The sequence below is a fragment of the Streptomyces sp. NPDC014991 genome (assembly GCF_043080665.1).
Lineage (GTDB): Bacteria > Actinomycetota > Actinomycetes > Streptomycetales > Streptomycetaceae > Streptomyces.
In genome coordinates, this window is sequence record NZ_JBIBVY010000004.1 from 397977 (window position 1) to 420633 (window position 22657).

Genomic DNA, 22657 nt, shown 5'->3' on the forward strand with positions numbered 1-22657 from the left:
GACGCGGCGCGCGCCCGGCGGGGACCCGGCACGGGCGAGCCGGAGGCGGGGGCATACGGTGAGACGTGTACGCCTGAGCCGGGAGGAGACAGACGAATGGGCAGTCGTACCGCGCTGGTCGAGGATCTGATGGAGCGCTTCCCGCACGTGCCGCGGGAGGCCGTCTTCAAGGAGGACCTGCTCCGGGGCGGTGTCGCCTTCGACGAGTCCGCCCTCAGCGACAACGAGGACGGGGACGTCAAACCGAAGTCGTACTTCATCTTCTCCTTCGACCACGGCACCCTGCCCGAGCTGGGCGAGGCCGCCCTGCGCCGGCCCCCGGAGGAGATCATCCTGACGGGTGGCCCCTACGACCTGAGGCGTACGGTCGTCTCCGTACGGGTGAACCCCGCCTCCCCCTACCGGGTCGCCTCCGACGCGGAGGGGCTGCTGGGGCTGTACCTGGACGGCAGGCGCATCGCCGACGTGGGCGTGCCGCCGATGCCCGAGTACTACCGGCACACGCTGTCCAACGGGAAGTCCGTGATGGAGGTCGCCCCGACCATCCAGTGGGGCTATCTGATCTACCTGACCGTCTTCCGGGTGTGCCAGTACTTCGGTGCCAAGGAGGAGTGCCAGTACTGCGACATCAACCACAACTGGCGCCAGCACAAGGCCGCCGGCCGGCCGTACACCGGGGTCAAGGACGTCGAGGAGGTCCTCGAGGCGCTGGAGATCATCGACCGGTACGACACCCAGAAGGCGTCCACCGCGTACACCCTCACCGGCGGGGCGATCACCAAGACGGTGGCGGGCCGGGACGAGGCCGACTTCTACGGCCACTACGCCAAGGCCATCGAGGAGCGCTTCCCGGGCCGGTGGATCGGCAAGGTCGTGGCGCAGGCGCTGCCGAAGGCCGACGTGCAGCGGTTCAAGGACTACGGCGTGCAGATCTACCACCCCAACTTCGAGGTGTGGGACCGCCGGCTGTTCGAGCTGTACTGCCCCGGCAAGGAGCGGTACGTCGGCCGCGACGAGTGGCACAAGCGGATCCTCGACTCCGCCGACGTCTTCGGCGCGCGCAATGTCATCCCCAACTTCGTGGCCGGGGTGGAGATGGCCGAGCCCTTCGGATTCACCACCGTCGACGAGGCGATCGCCTCCACCACCGAGGGCCTGCGGTTCTTCATGTCGCACGGCATCACGCCCCGGTTCACCACCTGGTGCCCGGAGCCCACCACCCCGCTCGGCAAGGCCAACCCGCAGGGCGCGCCGCTGGAGTACCACATCCGGCTGCTCCAGGCCTACCGGCAGACGATGGACGACTTCGGCCTGTCCTCCCCGCCCGGCTACGGCCCGCCCGGACCGGGCCGCGCGGTGTTCTCCGTCAGCTCCTTCATGGACAGCCTGCCCGTGCGGGAACCGGCGGCGGACGAGACGGAGACGCCGGCCGGGGTCTGACCCCGCCGGGCGCCGGGCGCCGGTCCCGCGCGGCGCGGGTGTGGGTGCGGTGGTGCGGGTGCGGCCGGTGAACGGGGCCGCGTCCGCGTCCGTACCAGAGGCGGGAACCACGGGCCCGTCGTGCCACGCGTCCGGGTCATGACCTTCGGTGACCAGATGTGAACAGGCAGCTTGTCAGTTGTGTCGAGGGCGTGAAAGGCTCTGTGTCCTCCCGCGAGGTCCCCTACAACTCCATTCCCCCTCTGGTGAGTTGACTCGCACGTGGATGCAGGAGTCCCATGCCCGACCTGCCGACCCCCCAGGACGACACCGAGGCCGCGCTGTTCGCGGAGTGCTGGGACGCGGTGCTCTCGTACGCGGACCTGTGCACCTCCGGGTCCCTGACGGCCCACCAGCTGGCGACCGAGGCGTTCACGCTCGGCATGCGCGAGGTCCGCGCGGCCGCCGGCCCTCACGTGCGCGGCGCCGGCCGCCGCAGCCCCCGGCTGCCCACGATCCCGGCGCTGCTCACCGCCGTACGCAACACCGCGGCTGCCTGGGAGGCCGACGGGCAGGGGCACAGACTCGACCCCGACCTGAGGCTGTGGCTCAACTCGCCGGGCGCGGCCCGCTTCACGGGACCGCCGCTGCGACGCCCGGTCGCGCTGCGCGGCCTGCGGGACATGCAGGAGGCCGACGCGGCGCTGCTGTGGCTGGCCGAGGTGGAGGCGCTGCCCCTGCCCACCGTGGCCCGCCGGCTCGGCCTGGACCCGGCCACCGCCGCCGGTGAACTCGACCAGGTCCGCACCCTGTTCAGGGACCGCTGTCACCGCGCCCACCTCGACTCCCTGACGGACGCGGAGTGCCGCTCCTACGCCCGCCTGCTGGACGCGGTCACCCGCTCGGCCACCGCCGACACCCCCGGTGACCTCTCCCGGCACCTCGCGACCTGTGTGCAGTGCGCCGAGGCCGCCGCCTGCCTGCGCCTGCACGGCGGCGGCCTGCCCGCCGCGCTGGCCGGCGGGGTGATCGGCTGGGGCGGCCTCGCCTACCTGGAACGCCGCCGCCGCGCCGCCGAGGTCCGCCTCGGCGCGGGCCGCCCCGGCCCGCCCGGACCCGGCACGGGGGACTCCGAGGAGGGGGCGGGCCGCAGCGGCGTCCTGCGCGGCGGACTGCTCGCCGCCGCGGTCCTGCTGTCGGCGCTGGCGCTCGGCGTGTCGATGATGCCTTTCGGCGGTTCCGGCGACGGCGTCGCCGAAGCCCGTGACAACCGGCAGACGGCCGCCGACCGCGGTGTCCCCCGCACCACCGTCCGCCCGGCCACGACCGCGCCACCGTCCGCCACACCGTCCGCCACACCGTCCGCCACTCCGTCCGCGGCCGGCACCGTGACCGTGCCCGTCCGGGAGGAACCCGGCCCCGAACCCCAGGGCACCTCCTGGGCCACCCGCCGTCCCCGCCCCACGAGCGCCCCCGCCACCCCGCGGACCACCGGCTGCCGGATCGCCTACCACCTGGTCGGCCAGTGGCCCGACGGCTTCCAGGCCACCGTGACCGTCGCCACCGACCGGGCCCTCACCGGCTGGCGGGTCTCCTGGTCCTTCCGCGACGGCCAGCAGGTCGGCAACATGTGGGACGCCACGGTCCACCAGGACGGCTCCCGCGTCACCGCCACCGCGGCCGACTACAACCGGACCGTCGCCGCGCACGGCACCGTGTCCTTCGGGTTCATCGGCTCCTGGCGGGACGCGAACCGGACACCGTCCGCCTTCACCCTCGACGGGGCCGCCTGCGCGACGAGCTGACGCCCCGGAGGCAACGGGAAGGACGAGCAGGTGAGGACGGCCCGGTCGTCCCGGTCGTGCGGATAAGGCTTTGACGCATGTCCCCGCCCGTGGGCTACAGTTGCCGCACACACCGAGGTGGTGTGCGGACGAGCGAGCGAGGCGAGGAGGTGTCGACGATGGCTGTGACTGCGCCGGGCGCTGCCCTCCCCCAGGAACTCCTCAAGTCCACCTCCGTGGCCACCGGCTGAACCGACCGCGCATCCGACGCGCCTGCCCGGGGCCACCCTGTGAAGGGTCTCCCTTGACTTCCACCTCCGCTGTCCCTACCGCCCTCGCCCGCTACGGCTGGGACGAGGCCTGGGCCGACGCGTTCGCCCCCCACGCGGCCGACGGGCTGCTGCCCGGCCGGGTCGTCCGGGTCGACCGCGGCCAGTGCGACGTCGTCACCGCCGACGGTGTCGTCCGCGCCGACACCGCCTTCGTCACCCCGCACGACCCGCTGCGGGTCGTGTGCACCGGCGACTGGGCCGCCGTCGACCCCGGCGGCAACCCCCGCTACGTCCGCGCGTACCTGCCGCGCCGTACCGCCTTCGTCCGCTCCACCTCCTCCAAGCGGTCCGAGGGGCAGATCCTCGCCGCCAACGTCGACCACGCCGTCGTCGCGGTGTCCCTCGCCGTGGAACTCGACCTCGGCCGCGTCGAACGCTTTCTCGCCCTCGCCTGGGAGTCGGGCGCGCAGCCCGTCGTCGTCCTCACCAAGGCCGACCTCGTGCCGGACCCGGTCACCCTGGCCCACCTCGTGCAGGACGTGGAGACCAGCGCGCCCGGCGTGCCCGTGATCCCCGTCAGCGCCCGGCACGGCGACGGCCTCGACGTCCTCCTCGCGCTGGTCGGCTCCGGTACGAGCGTGCTGCTCGGCCAGTCCGGCGCGGGCAAGTCCACGCTCGCCAACGGGCTCGCCGGCGCGGACGTCATGGAGGTGCAGGCAGCCCGGGACGTCGACGGCAAGGGCCGGCACACCACGACCACCCGCAACCTGCTCACCCTGCCCTCCGGCGGCGTCCTCATCGACACGCCCGGGCTGCGGGGCGTCGGCATGTACGACGCCGGGACCGGGGTCGGGCAGGTGTTCGCCGAGATCCAGGAACTGGCCGCGGGATGCCGGTTCCACGACTGCGCCCACGAGGCCGAGCCGGGCTGCGCGGTGCGCTCCGCCGTGGAGAACGGCGACCTTCCGGACCGAAGGCTGGAGAGCTACCGCAAGCTCGTGCGGGAGAACCAGTGGACCGTGGCCAAGTCCGACGCGCGGCTCCGGGCCGAGCTGAAGAAGGAGTGGCAGCGCAAGGGCCTCGCCGGCAAGGCGGCCGGCGAGGCCAAGCGCAGGTCCTGGAACTGACCGGCCCACACCGGCGACGGGACCCGGAAGCCGCCGCTCCCGGTCCCGTCGCCGTGCCGTCGCTCCGGCCACGGCACGAAGCGGCCTTTCGGGGTCGCCGCCCCCGGGTCCCGCTGCCGACGTGGAGGCTCTCGCCCGGTCCTCGTCCGATTTCCGCCGGCCGCGTCCGGTGGCCCGCCGCACACTGGGACACGTGATGGACGCGGACACCAGGTACGAGGCGGTACGCAGCCGGGACGGACGGTTCGACGGGGCGTTCTTCTTCGCTGTCGAGACCACCGGGATCTACTGCCGGCCCAGCTGCCCGGCGGTGACGCCGAAGCGGCACAACGTGCGGTACTTCCCGACGGCCGCCGCCGCCCAGGGCTCCGGGTTCCGCGCCTGCCGGCGGTGCCGGCCGGACGCCGTGCCCGGCTCGGCGGAGTGGAACGTCCGCGCGGACGTCGTCGGCCGGGCGATGCGCCTGATCGCCGACGGCGTCGTGGACCGCGAGGGCGTCGCCGGGCTCGCGGCTCGGCTCGGTTACAGCGCCCGGCAGGTCCAGCGGCAGCTCACCGCGGAACTGGGCGCCGGGCCCGTCGCGCTCGCCCGGGCCCAGCGGGCGCACACCGCGCGGGTGCTGCTCCGGACCACCGACCTGCCCGTCACGGAGATCGCGTTCGCGTCCGGGTTCGCCAGCGTGCGGCAGTTCAACGACACCATCCGCGAGGTGTACGACGCGACACCGACCGAGGTACGCGCCGCCGTCCCCCGGGGCCGGGGCGTCCGCCGCGCCACGCCCGGCGCGGGTGTCCCGCTCCGGCTCGCCCACCGGGGCCCGTACCAGGCCGCCGCCGTCTTCGACCAGCTCGCCAGGGAGGCCGTGCCGGGTGTCGAGGAGGTGACCGGCGGCCCCGGCGGCCGTACCTACCGGCGCAGTCTCCGGCTGCCGTACGGCACCGCGCTCGTCGCCGTCCACGAACGCACCCGGGCGTCGCGGGGCGCCGGCGGCACCCACCCGGGCGGCTGGCTCGAGGCCCGGCTGAACCTCACCGACCCCCGGGACCTCACCACCGCCGTGCAACGGCTGCGCCGGCTGTTCGACCTGGACGCCGACCCGTACGCCGTCGACGAGCGCCTCGGCGCCGCCCCGCGGCTCGCCCCGCTCGTCGCCGCCCGGCCCGGGCTGCGCTCGCCCGGTGCGGTGGACCCGCTGGAGCCCGCCGTGCGCGCCCTGGCCGGCATCCGGGGCGCCCAGGAACTGGTGCGCAGATACGGCAAGGCCCTCGACGCGCCCTGCGGCAGCCTCACACATCTCTTCCCCGAGCCCGCCGCCCTCGCCGAGGCCGGGCCCGCCGGCCCGCTGGGCGCACTGGCCGCCGCCCTCGCCGACGGCACCGTACGGCTGGACGCGGGCGCCGACCGGGACGACGCCGAGGAGGCCCTGCTCGCCCTGCCGGGCATGGACCCGGCCGTCGTCGCCGCCCTGCGCGTACGCGCCCTCGGTGATCCGGACGTGGCCCCGCCCGACGCCGACATCCCCGACACCTGGCGGCCCTGGCGGTCGTACGCCGTGCAACACCTGCGCGTAGCGGGGGAGTTGCCCTGGTGAGGACCCTGCACCGCGCGTAGGCGGACTCTCCCGCCCGGCGGGGGCCGCCTCACCACCGCCGTACGAGGGGACTCGCTGCCTCGCGTTCGGATCATGCCGGGCTCGGTGAGACAGCCGCGCCCATCGACGCCCCCCGCCCGCACCGTCGTGCCGTCGGGGCACCCGCCGGGCCGCTCGTCAGCCCTTGCCCCGCCGTCTCCCGGCGGCGCCGCCCCTTCTCCTGGTGCGGCCTTCCGCCGGCCGCGGCCCCGGCGCGGCGAGCACCGACCCCGTTGCGCCGACCGGGTGGACCGGTGTCGCCGTTCCCGTGGCACGGACCGGCCGTGTGGCACGGTCGGCTCCGGCGGGCCACGGGGAAGGGCGGACACACATGCGCGCGGTGGTACGGGTTCTCGCGGCCGTCCTGGCGGCGCTGGTGCCGGGCCTGACGGCACCGGCCGTCGCCGAGCCCGCCGCGCTGCCCTGGACCGGCGGCTGGGCGGCCGCACCCTCCGGTACCACCGACCCGCTGCCCGGCGCCGCCGTCCGCAACGTCGTCCACCTCGGCATCGGCGGCACCGCCGTCCGCGTCCGGCTCAGCAACCGGCTCGGCACCGAGCCGCTGCGCCTGGGGGCGGTCACCGTCGCGCTGCGCCGGGCGGCCGGCCCCGCCGCCGTCCCCGGCACCCTGCACACCGCCACCTTCCACGGCGCCCCGCGCACCACCGTCCCGCCGGGCGCGGACACGGTCACCGACCCGGTGCCGCTGCCGGTACGGGCCGGCGCCGACCTGCTCGTCACCGTGTACACCCCGGACGACTCCGGGCCCGCCACCTACCACCGCACCGCCCTGCAGACCAGCTACCTGGCCCGGGCCGGCACCGGCCGGGCCGCCGACGAGGACGGCACCGCGTACACCGCCACCACCGGCCACTGGTACTACGTCACCGGCGTCGACGTCCGCGGCACCGCTCTCGGCAGCATCGTCGCGTTCGGTGACTCGCTCACCGACGGCACCGGCTCCACCCCCGACACCAACCGCCGCTGGCCCGACCGGCTCGCCCAGCGGCTGCGCGGGCACCGGTTCGGCGTCCTCAACGCGGGCGTCGCCGGCAACCGGCTGCTGCGCGACGGCACCGGCCCCAGCGCCCTCGCCCGCCTGGACGCCGACGCCCTGGACCGGCCCCGGGCACGGGTCCTGGTCGTCCTGGAGGGCGTCAACGACATCAACGGCGCCCCCGAGGCGAGCGATCCGGCCGCCTACGCCGCCGCCTACCGCACCCTCGTCGCCCGGGCCCACGCCCGCGGCATCCGGGTCGTCGGCGTCACCCTCACGCCGTACGGCGGCCACCCCGCCTGGACCGCCGCCCGCGAGGCCGTACGACAGCGGGTGAACGCCTTCGTCCGCGGCGGCGGCGCCTTCGACGCGGTCGCCGACGCCGACGCCGCCGTACGCGATCCCGCCGCCCCCACCCGCCTCCTGCCCGCCTACGACCCCGGCGACCACCTGCACTTCAACGACGCCGGCATGACCGTGATCGCCGACACGGTCCACCGCGCCCTGGCCCACTGACCGCGGGCAAGCACGGGGCATCGGGAGTCCGCGCGGGTCACCCAGCCCCCTTCCCGGGCGTGCCGGCCCATTCGCAGCCGGGCCGTCACCCCGGCCGGCTCCATCTACCGCCGCACCCGGCGCCGCACGGTCGCGGGCCAGGCAGAGCCGTGGCAGGCCGCCGCGTGCGTCTCGTCCAGCCCGGCATGCTCGGCCGTGCCCGGGGAACCCAGCCGTCATCCGGCCGACCGGGCCCGCCAGGGATGCCCGGTCCACCGACCGTGGCCCGGTTCCGGGCCACTTGGGACGTCGCCGGGCGGTCCTCCCGTGGGGGGTGGGGCCGCCCGGCGGCCATCGACCGCCGCTCGTACGGCTGTTCACCCACTCACTCGACGGCCGTCCGGTGCGGCCGGGTGTGCGGAATTTTCCCGATGCCCCGTTTCCCCGCCGCCCGCGCGGTGGACAATCAGGGGCATGAGCCAGCAGGGGGGAAGTCCCGCCCGTTCCGAGGACGACTGGTGGGGTCAGCTGTACGACGACTCCACCCAGGACACGGGTCCCACGACCGCACCCGATTCCCTGGACGACCGCTTCACCTCGGCGAGGAACACGGTGGCCCGACGGGATCCGCCGCCCCGCCAGCCGGCGCCCCCGGCCGCGGCTCCGGTGCCGCCCCGACGCGCCGCCCCCGGCGACCCGGTCCCGCCCGCCGAAGCGCCACGACTCACGCCGCCCGCGGCACCCGAGGTCACCACCGAGCCCCCGGCCGCTGCCCCTGTGCCGCCCCAGCGCGCCACGCCCGCCGAGCCGGCCCCGCCCGTCGGCCCCGTCCCACCCGCCGGACCACCGCGGCCCACGCCGCCCGCGGTCCCCGGTGCCACCACCCCGCCCCCGTACACCGCCGTGCCCCGTGAGGCCGGCGCGCCCCCCGCCCCGGTGCCCGCGCCCGGCCCACCGCGGGCCTCCTCCGCACCTCCCATGCCCTCCGGCTCCGCCGTCGACTACGTCGGCTCCGGGCCTCCCACCTACGACCCCGAACCCACCGGGCTCCCGCTCGCGGCCCCCGACGAGCTGGACGGACTGGTCGCGGACACCGCACTGGACGGTGCCCGGTACGGGGCGTGGACGCTGCGGGCCGTGTCGTCGCGGGGGGACTCCGGGCGCTACCGCGGCGAGCCACGAAGGGACGCGCTGCTCACCGCGCGCTTCGGAGCCGGTGATCAGGCGCTGGTCCTCGTCGCGATGGCCACCGGCGCCCGGTCCACGCCCGGCACGCACCTGGCGGCGGCCGAGGTGTGCCGGTGGATCGGCCGGGCCGTGGGCCGCAGTCACCAGCGGCTCGCGGAGGACATCCGCACGGCCCGGCGCGGCGACCTCAAGGCCGGCCTGCACCGGCTGACCGACCGCGGGATGGGCAAGCTGCGCGCGAGCGCCGCCGAACGGGGCGTCGGTCCCGAGGAGTACACGGCGAGCCTGCGCTGTCTGCTGCTGCCCGCCGACCCGGACTGCCGTACGCGCGTGTTCTTCGGTGTCGGTGACGGCGGCCTGTTCCGGCTGCGGGACGGCGTGTGGCAGGACATCGAGCCGCGGACGCCGCCCCGGGACCAAACGGGGGCCACGGACGCCACGGGCAGCCCGGCCGACGGTGCCGGTTCGCCGTCGGAGCGAACCCCCGAGGGCGACCGGCTGACGATGGACCTCGGCATCCCGGCCCCGCCGAGCCCGTTCGAGCCCGCCCCGGAATCCGTCCCCGAACCGCCCCGCGAGCCGTTCCGCTTCCGGGCCACGGTAGCCCGCCCGGGTGACGCGCTGGTGATGTGCACCGCGGGTCTGGCCGAGCCGCTGCGCGGTGAACCCGCCCTGTGCGCCTACCTGGCCCGCCGCTGGTCCGGAGCCACCCCGCCCGGCCTCGCCGCGTTCCTCGCCGACGCCCAGGTACGGGTGAAGGGCTACGCCGACGACCGTACGGCGGCGGCCGTGTGGGAGGCGTAACCGCGGCCCCTGTGGATTGATGGACCGGGAGGGCTATCCCGGGACACAGCGAAGGGGCAGATGCGAGCCATGGCCAAACAGAACGTCGCCGAGCAGTTCGTCGACATCCTCGTCCGCGCCGGAGTGCGCCGCCTCTACGGTGTCGTCGGGGACAGCCTCAACCCGGTCGTGGACGCCGTCCGCCGCAACGCGGCCATCGACTGGGTCCACGTACGGCACGAGGAGACCGCCGCGTTCGCGGCCGGCGCCGAGGCGCAGCTCACCGGCAGCCTGGCCGCCTGCGCCGGCTCCTGCGGCCCGGGCCATCTGCACCTCGTCAACGGGCTGTACGACGCCCACCGCTCCATGGCCCCCGTCCTGGCCCTCGCCTCGCACATCCCGTCCAGCGAGATCGGCCTCGGCTACTTCCAGGAGACCCACCCGGACCGGCTGTTCCAGGAGTGCAGCCACTACTGCGAGCTGATCTCCAGCCCGAAGCAGATGCCCCGGCTGCTCCAGACCGCCATCCAGCACGCGGTGGGACGCAGCGGCGTGAGCGTGGTGTCCCTGCCGGGTGACATCGCCGGCGAACCCGCTCCGGAGAAGGCACCGCAGAGTGCCCTCGTCACGTCCCGGCCGACCGTCCGGCCCGGCGACACCGAGATCGACCGGCTCGTGGAGATGATCGACGCGGCCGGCAAGGTCACCCTGTTCTGCGGCAGCGGCACGGCCGGCGCCCACGCCGAGGTCATGCGGTTCGCGGAGAAGATCAAGTCGCCGGTGGGCCACGCCCTGCGCGGCAAGGAGTTCATCCAGTACGACAACAAGTTCGACGTGGGGATGAGCGGGCTCCTCGGTTACGGCGCCGCGTACGAGGCCACCCACGAATGCGACCTGCTGATCCTGCTCGGCACCGACTTCCCGTACAACGCCTTCCTGCCCGACGACGTGCGGATCGCCCAGGTCGACGTGCGGCCCGAGGTGCTCGGCCGCCGCTCCCGGCTCGACCTCGCCGTGTGGGGCGACGTCCGCGAGACGCTGCGCTGCCTGATCCCGCGGGTGAGGGAGAAGACCAGCCGGCGTTTCCTCGACAAGATGCTGAAGAAGCACGCCGACGCGCTGGAGGGCGTGGTCAAGGCGTACACCCGGAAGGTCGACAAGCACGTCCCGGTCCATCCCGAGTACGTGGCCGCCGTACTGGACGAGGTCGCCGCCGACGACGCGGTGTTCACGGTCGACACGGGCATGTGCAACGTCTGGGCGGCCCGCTATCTCACGCCCAACGGCCGCCGCCGCATCATCGGTTCGTTCTCGCACGGGTCGATGGCCAACGCGCTGCCCATGGCGATCGGCGCCCAGTTCACCGACCGCCGCCGGCAGGTGGTGGCCATGTCCGGCGACGGCGGATTCTCCATGCTGATGGGCGACTTCCTCACGCTCGTGCAGTACGACCTGCCGGTCAAGGTGGTGCTGTTCAACAACTCGTCCCTCGGCATGGTCGAGTTGGAGATGCTGGTCGCGGGTCTGCCCTCGTACGGCACCACCAACACCAACCCCGACTTCGCCGCCGTCGCCCGGGCGTGCGGTGCCCACGGGGTGCGGGTGGAGAAGCCCAAGCAGCTCGCCGGCTCCCTCAAGGAGGCATTCCGGCACAAGGGGCCGGCCCTGGTGGACATCGTCACCGACCCCAACGCCCTGTCCATTCCGCCGCGGATCAGCAAGGAGATGGTCACCGGGTTCGCCCTGTCCGCCTCGAAGATCGTGCTCGACGGCGGGGTGGGCCGGATGCTCCAGATGGCCCGTTCCAACCTGCGCAACGTGCCGCGTCCGTAGCCCCTCCGGGGATGGCTTTCGGCCAGTTTCACGCGGCGTGACGGCGAGCCGACAGCTGGTACCGGGCGGAGCCCGACCGGTGTCGCGGGGCGTCCGTGGCGCCCAGCGACGTGCGAGGAGCCCGGGGCGTGGCCGCGACGGACTCCGGCGGCCGGCCCGAGCCGGGTGCGGACGTGGCCGAACCACCGGTCATCGGGCACACCCCAGGACTGCCCGGGAGCCTGCTGGGCAAGCATCCCCCCGTGAACGTGTTCGACCAGGAAGGGCAGGGACCGGCGGCGTGCGGGCGGGGGTCATGAAGAGGCAGGCACGAGGGGGCGGTCCCGTGACCATCGGGGCCTCCTCGATGAAGACGGGGGAGACCGCGGGGGAGAGGGCCGGCACCATCACGGAACACGCGCAGCGTCTGAGGCGCAGGCTGGACCGGGCGGACCTCAAGGCGGTGCCGGAGGCCCGCCGGGAGCTGCGCGAACTGCTGCGGCACTGGGGGAAACCGGGCCGCTCGGAGATCGCCGAGCTGCTCACCAGCGAACTCGTCACCAACGCGCTCGTCCACACCGACGACGACGCCGTCCTCACGGCCGTCGTGGAAGCGGGCGGACTGCGGGTGGAGGTAAGGGACTTCGTGGCCCGCCGACCCGCGCCGCACGCCCCGCGACCGGACGACGACACCCACGGCCGGGGCCTGGTGCTGGTGCAGTCCCTCGCCGACGCCTGGGGGGTACGGCCGCACGGGGTGGGCAAGTCGGTGTGGTTCGAACTCGGCGCCGAGGCGGCGTGACGGCATGGACGGCACGGACGGCAGGACGGCACGGACGGCGACGGGGCGGGGGCGTGACCCGCGCGGTCACGCCCCCGCCCCGTAACGCGGGCCTACCCGCGGGCCGGCTGTCAGCCGAACTGCTGCTCCAGGTCCTTGAGCTTGCGCTCCAGGGAGTCCAGGCGCGGCAGGGCCATCGTGTCATCCTCCGCGGTGAGGTCGACGGTCACCGGCTCAGCTCCGCCGCGGACCGGCTGGAGGGAGGGCCGAGCGCGGACGGGCAGCTGCTCCGCGGTCGATATGGCAGGCTCCGCGGTCGCCGGGGCCGGACCGCGCTCCACCGCCGGCACCTCGACCTGCCGGCCGGACCGGCCGGCGAACCCTCGGTGCCCCCGGCTGATCGCCTTCAGCTGGGCACGCTCCACGCGCTGCTGGTCGCGACGCCGCTGCCGGGCCGCCTCCTTCTGCCGCTTGTCCTCGCGGGCCTCCTCGACCGCCTCGTCGAGGCTGCGTACGCCCTCCAGGAGCATCAGCGACCAGGCGCGGTAGGTCTCGCGGGGCGCGCGCATCCAGCGGACTATGCGGATCTGCGGCAGTGGACGCGGCACCAGGCCCTGTTCGCGCAGCGCGGCCCGGCGGGTCTGCTTCAGCGCGCGGTCGAACAGCACGGCGGCCGACAGCGACATGCCGGAGAAGAACTGCGGCGCGCCGTCGTGGCCGGCACCCCGGGGCGCGTGCACCCAGTTGAACCAGGCCGCCGCCGCTGCGAACATCCATACGAGCAGCCGCGAGCCGAGGGCCGCGTCACCGTGGCTGGCCTCCCGCACCGCGAGCACCGAGCAGAACATCGCCGCGCCGTCCAGACCGAACGGCACCAGGTACTGCCAGCCGTCGGTCAGCCCCAGGTTCTGTTCGCCGAAGCCGACGAGCCCGTGGAAGGACAGGGCGGCCGCGACCGCCGCACAGCAGAAGAGGAGCACGTAGGAGGCCGTGCCGTAGACGGCCTCCTTGCGCCGCCGGCGCTCCTCGCTGCGCTCCCACGAGTCGCCCGCGCTCGCGTTCTCCCCGGAGGTGCGCCTGCCGCGCGCGAGCACCGCCACCGCCGCCAGCATGCCCAGGAGCAGCACGGCGCCCGGAAGCAGCCAGTTCAGCGATATGTCGGTCAATCTCATCAGGGGTCCCTTGCATTGGGATAGGGCGTAACGCCCGCCATAGTGGCCCATTCCCGGCGACCCTCAGGGGGTTTCGGGGCAAGAGGCCGCCAAGGAGGTGCAAGGGGATGCCCTGAGACGGCTTTCTGCTCGAACTGCCGCGTGAGGGGCGGGAGTTGCGTTCGAACAAGACTACCCGTACGGGTGGTCCCCCGGAAAGTTCCCGTGACAGGTGGGGAAACGGTGAAGCACCTGTCCGGGGGCCGCTCCGTGAGCCGGCTGGTCCCGTCGCGGTGATCCTAGTGGACGCGGGGCCGTGCTGCGGACCTGACGCTCCCTCAAGCGGCAGCAGCGGAAGCCACGTTGGCGGTCCGCTCGCCGTCGCGGGTGCGCGGACAGGTGGCGCACGGGTCCTCGGGGCGGACGGTGTAGAACATGCAGCAGCTCGCCCGGACCCGGGTCGCCACGGGTGCCCCGTCAGGAGCCGCCGACGTCCGGAAGCCCGCCGCGCCCGCGTACGGCCGGGTCGAGCCGGGCAGGAGCAGCCCCAGCTCCCGCACGGCCCGCCGTTCCTCGTCCGCGCCGAGCAGCCGGGCGACGTACCACAGCCCCTCCACGACCTCATCGGTCGCCATGCCCCACAGTGCCCGCCCGCGCCGCCGGGCCCGGGGCCCGAAGGCGTCCAGCACCGGCTCCAGGTGCTCGGCCACGGCCGCCCGTACCCGGGCCCGCAGGGCCTCCTCGTCCGGTACGACGACCGCGCCGGGCAGCGCGGCGGCCGGATCGCCCGGCAGGCAGGCGAGGGCGACGGGCGGGCGTACGGCCATCCGGCCGGCCGTGCGGTGGTACGAGACGTGCGTCACGGGCAGCCGGGGCACCCGGCGGTGCAGGAACCACGGCACGGTGATCAGGAGGCAGGCGGCCCAGGCGTAGCGGTGCAGTCCGAAGCTCGCGACGACGTCGGGGCGGGCCGGCCGGCCGTGGTCACGCAGCACCTGAGCCGCGTCCCAGGCCAGGAACGCGTCCAGGTCCGCCCCGCCGGCGGCGAGCCCGGCGGCGCTGGTCCAGCCCTCGCCGGCGGGCTCGGGGGCGTCCGGGCCCAGCTCGGTCACGGTCAGCGCCGGCAGGGCCGCGCCCAGGCGGTCGTACGCGGCGGTGAGCGGCGAGGCCGCAGCGGGCATGACGAACACCGGCCCTTCGACGTGTCCCTGACGAGGACCGAACTGGAGAGGCAAGGCTTACCTTACCTGTCATGGTGGAGTTTGCGCTGCCGCCCGGTGCGCCTAAGGTGCTTGACGGACCGGTGACAACCCGCCGTTAATGACCCAAGTACCGACAAGCCGCCGGGAGGACCCGTGAAGCAGGGCGTGCAGGGCTCCACGGGCGCGCGTGCCGCCCGGGTGCCGGCGCAGCAGCGCCCGGCCCGCGCCGAGGCTCCCGCCCGGGAACGGGACGCCGCGGTACCGGGCGCGGCGCGGGGCGAGCACACGCACGGCGAGCGGCCGGTTCCCGCGCCGGGACCGCGGGCCGCGGTGCGGCGCTCCTCCGTCCGCGGGCAGATCCTGGACGCCCTGCGCACCGCGCTGGTCACCGGCGAGCTGCTGCCCGGCGAGGTCTACTCCGCGCCGGCGCTCGGCGAACGCTTCGGCGTCTCCGCCACGCCCGTGCGGGAGGCCATGCAACAGCTCACCCTGGAGGGCGCCGTCGAGGTCGTCCCCAACCGCGGCTTCCGGGTCGTCCGGCGGGGCGCGCGGGAACTGGCCGAACTGGCCGAGGTCCGCGCGCTCATCGAGGTGCCGGTGATGCTGCGGCTCGCCCGCACGGTGCCGGCCGAACGGTGGGCCGCCCTGCGGCCCCTGGCCGAGGAGACGGTCCGGGCGGCCGCGTGCGGCTGTCCGGCGACGTACGCGGAGGCCGACCGGGCGTTCCACCGGGCCCTGCTCGCCCTGTCGGGCAACGAACAGCTCGTCGGGATCGCCGAGGACCTGCACCGGCGCTCGCAGTGGCCGCCGGTACGGCACGGGCGGGCCGGGCTGGTGGCGGACGCGGCGGACCACCTGGCGCTGCTGGACGCGTTGAGCGCCGGGGACTGTGACGTGGTGCGGAGGCTGGTGGGAGAGCACTTCGCGGGCGCGGGCCGAGCGCTACCGGTGCCGGGGCGTGAGACGGGGGACTGAGGTCGTCCGCCGGGTGCGGGTCCGTCGTGGTCGCTCGCGCGGTTCCCCGCGTCCCTCGGGGTTGTCGCGGCCGGTGGCCGTTCGCGCGCGGTGGTGGTGGGGACGTGGGGTCTCGGCCGTTTCCGGCGTGCGGGTCCGTGGTGGCTGGTCGCACGGATCCCCGCCTCCCTTCGGTGCTCCTGCGGTCGGTCACCGCTCTCGCCCCTACGCCGTCGCCGCTCCCGGAGCCGGCGGGGTCAGCTGCCGCGCCAGCCACGTCGGCACGCCTCCCAGCAGCCGGAACAGGCGGCGGGCCTCCTCCCGCAGCCGGGACGCCTCCGGTTCGGACTCCGCGTCGGCCAGCGAGGCCAGTGCGGGGGCCGTGCCCACCAGGTAGCCCAGTTCCTCGCGGATGCGCAGGGATTCGGTGAAGCCGTGCCGGGCCTCCGCCACCTCGCCCTCGCGCAGGGCGAGTCCGGCGAGGTGCCGCCAGGTGAAGGACAGCAGGAGCGGGTCCCCGTGGGCCGCGGCGCCCGCGTGCGCGCGCCGGTACGCGGCGCGGGCCGCCTGCGGTGAGCGGGTCAGGTTCTCCGCGAGCAGGCCCCGGCGGAAGTCCAGCAGGGCCCGGCCGGCCGCCCCCGGAGGGATCAGCGCCGCCGCCCGGCCGAGCGCCGCCCGCGCCTCGTCGGCCCGGTCGCGGACCCCGTGCAGCGTGGCGGCGTAGGCGAGTTGACCCCGCTCGCAGGCGGCGGCACCGCGTTCCTCGTCGCCGTGTGCCAGGGCCTCCGCCGTCCGCAGCGCGTCCTCCGCGTCCTGCCAGCCCCGCTCGGTGTACAGGCACCGTTCGACCAGGAGTCCGGCCCGCTGCAAGGCCGTGCCGGGACGGTCGGCCGGCAGCAGGGCCGCGGCGTCGGCCCAGCAGGCACGGCTGCGCAACCGCCATACCGCGGTCTGGAGCGGATCGTCACCGGTGGTTCCGTTACCAGACATGGCGGTATGCGCCACGTTGCCCTCCCCGAGCACGCCATCGAGCTGTTGAGTGGTGGCGGCATTCCAGCACCAATCGCGGGGCCGGGCCAAGAGGGTGGGTGAAAGAATTCACAAAGTCGTGGGCGCGCACGCGGCCGTACCCGGCCGGCGTGCGCCCCCGCCGGCCTCAGCTCATGCGCAGGGCCAGGAAGAAGTCGAGCTTGTCCTCGAGGCGGGAGAGGTCCCGTCCCGTCAACTGCTCGATCCGGCCCACCCGGTAGCGCAGCGTGTTGACGTGCAGGTGGAGACGGGTGGCGCAGCGCGTCCAGGAGCCGTCGCAGTCGAGGAACGCCTCCAGAGTCGGGATCAGCTCGGCGCGGTGCCGTCGGTCGTAGTCCGTCAGCGGGTCCAGGAGACGGGCCGTGAACGCGCGGCGGACGTCGTCCGGGACGAAGGGCAGCAGCAGGACGTGACTGGCCAGTTCGTGGTGGCCGGCCGCGCAGACCCGGCCGGGGCGGGCCGCCGCCACCCGGCGGGCGTGCCGGGCCTCCTCCAGGGCTCCGCGCAGGCCCTCCGCCGAGTGCACGGCCGCGCTGACGCCGAGGGTGAGCCGGCCGTCGCCGTCCAGGCCGGCGGACAGCGGCTCCTGTACCGACCGGAGCAGCGTGTCGGCGAGGAGCCCGGTCTCGGAGCCGTCGTGCTCGGTGGAGACGGCGGGGAGGGGGACCAGGGCGATCGCCTCGTCGCCGGTGTGCGCGACGGCGATGCGGTCGGTCGGCTCCGGGCCGGTCGCCAGGGGGTCGACGAGCACCTCCTCCAGCAGGGACTGGGCGACCGCGCCGCCTCCGTCCTCCTCGCCCTCCCACTCCACGCGGGCCACCACGACCTGCCAGTGCGGTGCCGCCCCGAGCCCGGGCAGCAGCACCGGCGCGGCCACCCGCAGACGGGCGGCGATCTCGGCGGGGGCGGCGCCCGTCTGCACCAGCTCCAGCACCTCCTGGGCGAGCCGGCGCCGCACCGTGCGGGCCGCGTCACGGCGGTCCCGTTCGACGGCGATCAGCTGGGTGACGCCCTGGAGCAGGTCCAGCCGCTCCGGGGCCCAGTCGCCCGCGTCCGCCTCCACGGCCAGCAGCCAGTCCGCCAGGACCGTCTCGCGGACGTCGCGGGAGGCCTGCGGGGAGCGGCCGGCGGAGCGGACCGGGAACAGGGAGTAGGTGGCGCCGTTCAGCAGGACCCGGTGCGGGCCGCGGCGGCCGGTGCGGGTGGCGGCCAGGTGCTCCGCGGCGAGCCGGGCGCAGGTCTCGGCGGGCAGCGCCGGGCCCCCGACCTCGGAGCCGGCGATCAGCCGGCCGGTGGGGGAGAGCACCCAGGCGCGCAGGTCCAGGTCGGAGCCGAGCAGGTCCAGGACCACGTCCGGGCCGCCGCCCGCCGGGCCCGACGTCATCATCCGCCGGTGCCGCTCCACCACCGCGGCCAGGTCCCCGGCGCGCTCGCCGGAGACCTGCCGGACGACATGCTCGGTGATCGTGGCGAACGCCACCGACTCGTGCACCGCGAACAGTGGCAGCCGGTGCCGGGCGCAGGCCAGCACCAGGTCCTCCGGTACGTCGCCCAGTTCGGCCTCGCCGGCCGCGAGCGCCGCCACGCCGGCCTGCACCAGGATGCGTACGAAGGGCTCCGAGTCGTCGGCGTCCCGGCGCCAGGCCAGGCCGGTCAGCACCAGCTCGCCGCCGGTGAGGTAGCGGCTCGGGTCGCGCAGGTCGGTGGTCATGACCCCGCGCACCGCGCGGTCCAGCTCGTCCCCGCCGCCGAGCAGCCGCAGGCCCAGCGCGTCGGTGTCCAGCAGTGCGCGCAGCCGCATCTCGTCGCCGCCGTTCTTTGTCTCGAAACCTACGATGGATCTTGGAGGGTGGCGCGGGACGCGCCCGGTGGGGGCGCGCACGGCACGTACGCCGAGGTCTCCGCGCTGTTTCCCGCGTTTCCCCGGGAAATCGGAGAGGTTACCGACGGCCTCTGTTCATACGAATCTACAAGATGCCTGGCCTGGCCAGCGAACTCCTTCATGGTTTCGGTGACTGACCCCGCCGGAGTACCGAGCGGTGTACTGAGTCCACTCCGCGTCAACAGCACAGGAACGAGCCGGCACCGCCGCACACGGATTGGCTCGATCGGTACGACTCACGTACGACTCACGAGACGAAGAAGAGAGCCGGTCATGGACTTCCTTCGCCCCGCCAGCTGGGAGGAGGCGCTCGCCGCGAAGGCCGAGCACCCCACCGCTGTGCCGATTGCGGGTGGCACCGACGTGATGGTCGAGATCAACTTCGACCACCGCCGGCCCGAGTACCTGCTCGACCTCGACCGCGTCGGCGACCTCTCGGAGTGGGAGGTGGGGGAGGACACCGTACGACTGGGCGCCTCCGTCCCGTACACCAGGATCATGGAGGACCTCCGTGCCGAGCTGCCGGCCCTGGCGCTCGCCTCGCACACGGTCGCCTCCCCGCAGATCCGCAACCGCGGCAGCGTCGGCGGCAACCTCGGCACGGCCTCGCCCGCCGGCGACGCCCACCCCGCCCTCCTCGCGGCCGGCGCCGAGGTCGAGGTCGAGTCGGCGGCCCGCGGCACCCGGCTCATCCCGGTCGACGCGTTCTACACGGGCGTCAAGCGCAACGCGCTCCAGCCCGACGAGCTGATCCGCGCCGTGCACGTCCAGAAGGCCGACGGACCCCAGCAGTACTCGAAGGTGGGTACCCGCAATGCCATGGTCATCGCCGTGTGCGCCTTCGGTGTCGCCCTGCACCCCCGGACCCGGACGGTGCGCACCGGCATCGGTTCCGCCGCCCCCACCCCGGTGCGGGCCAGGACGGCCGAGGAGTTCCTGAACGCGGCCCTGGAGGAGGGCGGCTTCTGGGACAACGGAAAGATCATCACGCCGTCGGTCGCCAAGCGGTTCGCGGAGCTGTGCTCCGGCGCCTGCAACCCGATCGACGACGTCCGGGGCACCGCGAGCTACCGCCGGCACGCGGTCGGCGTCATGGCCCGCCGGACGCTCACCTGGACCTGGGAGTCCTACCGCGGCGCCCGCCGCGCATCCGAGGGAGCTGCGTAATGCGAGTCAACTTCACCGTCAACGGACGCCCGCAGGAGGCCGACGACGTCTGGGAGGGCGAGTCCCTGCTGTACGTGCTGCGGGAGCGCCTCGGTCTGCCGGGGTCGAAGAACGCCTGTGAACAGGGCGAGTGCGGGTCGTGCACCGTCCGGCTGGACGGCGTGCCGGTCTGCTCCTGCCTGGTCGCGGCCGGCCAGGCCGAGGGCCGCGAGGTCGTGACCGTCGAGGGCCTGGCGGACTACGCCAGGCAGCGCACCGAGGGCGGCCGCGCCACCGGCGCCCGCGGTCCGGCGAAGACCTCGCTCGACGAGGCCCGGCAGTGGCAGGCCAAGGGCACCGAGTCGCGCACCGGCGAGGGTGGTGGGCTGTCGCCGGTCCAGCAGGCGTTCATCGACGCCGGTGCCGTCCAGTGCGGCTTCTGCACCCCCGGTCTGCTCGTCGCCTCCGACGAACTGCTGGAGCGCAACCCGAACCCGTCCGACGCCGACATCCGTGAGGCGCTGTCGGGCAACCTGTGCCGCTGCACGGGCTACGAGAAGATCATGGACGCGGTCCGCCTCGCGGCCGCCCGCCAGTCCGAGGGGGTCTGAGCATGCCGGCCGACGGCGCACCCACGAAGATCACGCAGGGTACCCCGACCAAGGGCGGCATCGGCGAATCCACGCTGCGCCCGGACGGCACCCTGAAGGTCACCGGCGAGTTCGCGTACTCGTCCGACATGTGGCACGAGGACATGCTGTGGGGCCAGATCCTGCGCTCCACCGTCGCGCACGCCGAGATCGTCTCGATCGACACCTCCGAGGCCCTCGCGCTGCCCGGCGTGTACGCCGTCATGACGTACGACGACCTGCCCACCGAGGTGCGGAACTACGGCCTGGAGATACAGGACACCCCGGTCCTCGCGCACGGCAAGGTACGTCACCACGGCGAGCCGGTCGCGATCGTCGCCGCCGACCACCCGGAGACGGCCCGCCGCGCCGCCGCCAGGATCAGGGTGGACTACAAGGAGCTGCCCGTCATCACCGACGAGGCCTCCGCCACCGCGCCGGACGCGATCCTCGTCCACGAGAACCGCGACGACCACCACATCGGCCACGTCCCGCACCCCAACATCGTCCACCGGCAGCCGATCGTCCGCGGCAACGCGGCCGAGGCCGCCGCGAGGGCCGACGTCATCGTCCGGGGCGAGTACACGTTCGGCATGCAGGACCAGGCCTTCCTCGGCCCCGAGTCCGGCCTCGCCGTCCCCGACGAGGACGGCGGCGTCCACCTCTACATCGCCACCCAGTGGCTCCACTCCGACCTGCGCCAGATGGCCCCCGTCCTCGGCCTGCCCGAGGACAAGGTGCGGATGACGCTGGCCGGCGTCGGCGGCGCGTTCGGCGGCCGGGAGGATCTGTCGATGCAGATCCACGCCTGCCTGCTCGCGCTGCGCACCGGCAAGCCGGTGAAGATCGTCTACAACCGGTTCGAGTCCTTCTTCGGGCACGTCCACCGCCACCCCGCCAAGCTGTACTACGAGCACGGCGCCACCAGGGACGGCAGACTCACGCACCTGAAGTGCCGGATCGTGCTGGACGGCGGCGCCTACGCCTCCGCCTCCCCGGCGGTCGTCGGCAACGCCTCCTCGCTGGGCGTGGGGCCGTACGTCGTGGACGACGTCGACATCGAGGCCGTCGCCCTCTACACCAACAACCCGCCCTGCGGCGCCATGCGCGGCTTCGGCGCGGTCCAGGCGTGCTTCGCGTACGAGGCGCAGATGGACAAGCTGGCGAAGGAACTCGGCATGGACCCGGTCGAGTTCCGGCAGCTGAACGCGATGGAGCAGGGCACGCTCATGCCGACGGGCCAGCCCGTCGACTCGCCCGCTCCCGTCGCCGAACTGCTGCGCCGCGTCAAGGCGATGCCGCTGCCGCCGGAACGCCAGTGGGAGTCCAGCGAGGGCGCCGACGTGCGGCAGCTGCCCGGCGGCCTGTCCAACACCACGCACGGCGAGGGCGTCGTCCGCGGTGTCGGCTACGCGGTCGGCATCAAGAACGTCGGCTTCTCCGAGGGCTTCGACGACTACTCCACCGCCAGGGTGCGCATGGAGGTCGTGGGCGGCGAGCCCGTGGCCACGGTGCACACCGCGATGGCGGAGGTCGGCCAGGGCGGTGTCACCGTCCACGCGCAGATCGCCCGCACCGAACTGGGCGTCACCCGGGTGACGATCCACCCCGCGGACACGCAGGTCGGCTCGGCGGGTTCCACCTCGGCCTCCCGGCAGACGTACGTCACCGGCGGCGCCGTGAAGAACGCCTGCGAGCTCGTCCGCGAGAAGGTCCTGGAGATCGGACGCCGCAGGTTCGGCTCCTACCACCCGGCCTGGGCGACGGCCGAACTCCTCCTGGAGGGGGGCAAGGTCGTCACCGACGGCGGCGAGGTCCTCGGCGACCTGGCCGACGTCCTTCAGGGCGAGGCCGTGGAGGTCGAGGCGGAGTGGCGGCACCGGCCGACCGAGGCCTTCGACCTGCGCACCGGCCAGGGCAACGGACACGTCCAGTACTCCTTCGCCGCGCACCGCGCGGTCGTGGAGGTCGACACCGAGCTGGGCCTGGTCAAGGTCATCGAACTGGCCTGCGCCCAGGACGTCGGCAAGGCGCTCAACCCGCTGTCCGTCGTCGGCCAGATCCAGGGCGGCACCACGCAGGGCCTGGGTGTCGCGGTGATGGAGGAGATCATCGTCGACCCGAAGACGGCGAAGGTCAGGAACCCCTCCTTCACGGACTACCTCATCCCCACGATCCTCGACACGCCGACCATCCCGGTCGACGTGCTCGAACTCGCCGACGACCACGCCCCGTACGGGCTGCGTGGCATCGGCGAAGCCCCGACCCTGTCGTCCACGCCGGCCGTCCTCGCGGCGATCCGGAACGCGACCGGGCTGGAGCTGAACCGCACTCCGGTACGGCCCGAGCACCTGACGGGAACGTGACCCTCCGGGG

At 74.4% G+C, this 22657-nt stretch carries 17 protein-coding genes; 13 read left to right on the top strand and 4 right to left on the bottom strand.

Going from position 1 to position 22657, the window contains the following annotated elements:
* The first annotated feature begins 96 nt into the window (after positions 1 to 96).
* From ACF1BE_RS10250 to ACF1BE_RS10290, 9 genes are all read left to right on the top strand, one after another.
* Complete coding sequence (locus tag ACF1BE_RS10250) at positions 97 to 1440, top strand: radical SAM protein (RefSeq protein WP_392198544.1); 1344 nt, start codon at positions 97 to 99, stop codon at positions 1438 to 1440.
* 278 nt (positions 1441 to 1718) lie between these two features.
* Positions 1719 to 3224, top strand: a complete 1506-nt coding sequence (locus ACF1BE_RS10255; RefSeq protein ID WP_392198545.1) for a cellulose binding domain-containing protein — start codon at positions 1719 to 1721, stop codon at positions 3222 to 3224.
* Between the two features lie 283 nt (positions 3225 to 3507).
* Positions 3508 to 4602 (top strand): ribosome small subunit-dependent GTPase A, encoded by a 1095-nt coding sequence (rsgA, locus tag ACF1BE_RS10260; protein ID WP_392198546.1) that lies wholly within the window; start codon positions 3508 to 3510, stop codon positions 4600 to 4602.
* A 196-nt stretch (positions 4603 to 4798) separates the two neighbouring features.
* On the top strand, positions 4799 to 6193 hold the full coding sequence (locus ACF1BE_RS10265) for an AlkA N-terminal domain-containing protein (protein ID WP_392198578.1): 1395 nt from the start codon (positions 4799 to 4801) through the stop codon (positions 6191 to 6193).
* A 370-nt stretch (positions 6194 to 6563) separates the two neighbouring features.
* A complete protein-coding gene (locus ACF1BE_RS10270) occupies positions 6564 to 7745 on the top strand; it encodes a GDSL-type esterase/lipase family protein (RefSeq protein ID WP_392198547.1) in 1182 nt (393 codons plus the stop codon).
* Between the two features lie 453 nt (positions 7746 to 8198).
* Positions 8199 to 9716: a protein phosphatase 2C domain-containing protein gene (locus ACF1BE_RS10275; protein ID WP_392198548.1), complete on the top strand. Its 1518-nt coding sequence runs from the start codon at positions 8199 to 8201 to the stop codon at positions 9714 to 9716.
* A gap of 69 nt (positions 9717 to 9785) precedes the next feature.
* Positions 9786 to 11528 (top strand): pyruvate dehydrogenase, encoded by a 1743-nt coding sequence (locus ACF1BE_RS10280; RefSeq protein ID WP_392198549.1) that lies wholly within the window; start codon positions 9786 to 9788, stop codon positions 11526 to 11528.
* A 128-nt stretch (positions 11529 to 11656) separates the two neighbouring features.
* Complete coding sequence (locus ACF1BE_RS10285) at positions 11657 to 11827, top strand: hypothetical protein (RefSeq protein ID WP_392198550.1); 171 nt, start codon at positions 11657 to 11659, stop codon at positions 11825 to 11827.
* A gap of 26 nt (positions 11828 to 11853) precedes the next feature.
* Complete coding sequence (locus tag ACF1BE_RS10290; protein ID WP_392198551.1) at positions 11854 to 12309, top strand: ATP-binding protein; 456 nt, start codon at positions 11854 to 11856, stop codon at positions 12307 to 12309.
* A 110-nt stretch (positions 12310 to 12419) separates the two neighbouring features.
* Here ACF1BE_RS10290 and ACF1BE_RS10295 read toward each other — a convergent pair whose 3' ends face one another.
* Together ACF1BE_RS10295 and ACF1BE_RS10300 are read right to left on the bottom strand one after the other, a co-directional pair.
* Positions 12420 to 13460 (bottom strand): DUF2637 domain-containing protein, encoded by a 1041-nt coding sequence (locus tag ACF1BE_RS10295; RefSeq protein WP_392198552.1) that lies wholly within the window; start codon positions 13458 to 13460, stop codon positions 12420 to 12422.
* A 317-nt stretch (positions 13461 to 13777) separates the two neighbouring features.
* Positions 13778 to 14620, bottom strand: a complete 843-nt coding sequence (locus ACF1BE_RS10300; protein ID WP_392198553.1) for a (2Fe-2S)-binding protein — start codon at positions 14618 to 14620, stop codon at positions 13778 to 13780.
* A gap of 174 nt (positions 14621 to 14794) precedes the next feature.
* On the opposite strand from ACF1BE_RS10300, the gene ACF1BE_RS10305 reads away from it, so the two are divergent.
* Entirely contained in the window at positions 14795 to 15616 is an 822-nt protein-coding gene (locus ACF1BE_RS10305) for a GntR family transcriptional regulator (RefSeq protein ID WP_392198554.1), read from the top strand.
* A 204-nt stretch (positions 15617 to 15820) separates the two neighbouring features.
* Here ACF1BE_RS10305 and ACF1BE_RS10310 read toward each other — a convergent pair whose 3' ends face one another.
* On the bottom strand, positions 15821 to 16585 hold the full coding sequence (locus ACF1BE_RS10310; RefSeq protein ID WP_392198555.1) for a hypothetical protein: 765 nt from the start codon (positions 16583 to 16585) through the stop codon (positions 15821 to 15823).
* Between the two features lie 166 nt (positions 16586 to 16751).
* Positions 16752 to 18425: a PucR family transcriptional regulator gene (locus ACF1BE_RS10315; RefSeq protein ID WP_392198556.1), complete on the bottom strand. Its 1674-nt coding sequence runs from the start codon at positions 18423 to 18425 to the stop codon at positions 16752 to 16754.
* 354 nt (positions 18426 to 18779) lie between these two features.
* Between ACF1BE_RS10315 and ACF1BE_RS10320 the strand changes: the two genes are divergently transcribed.
* The 3 genes from ACF1BE_RS10320 to ACF1BE_RS10330 are packed head-to-tail and all read left to right on the top strand — an operon-like array spanning position 18780 to position 22647.
* Entirely contained in the window at positions 18780 to 19673 is an 894-nt protein-coding gene (locus ACF1BE_RS10320; protein ID WP_392198557.1) for an FAD binding domain-containing protein, read from the top strand.
* A complete protein-coding gene (locus ACF1BE_RS10325; protein ID WP_392198558.1) occupies positions 19673 to 20263 on the top strand; it encodes a (2Fe-2S)-binding protein in 591 nt (196 codons plus the stop codon). The genes ACF1BE_RS10320 and ACF1BE_RS10325 overlap by 1 nt, the downstream gene beginning before the upstream one ends.
* A gap of 2 nt (positions 20264 to 20265) precedes the next feature.
* Entirely contained in the window at positions 20266 to 22647 is a 2382-nt protein-coding gene (locus ACF1BE_RS10330; protein WP_392198559.1) for a xanthine dehydrogenase family protein molybdopterin-binding subunit, read from the top strand.
* The last annotated feature ends 10 nt before the right edge of the window (positions 22648 to 22657 follow it).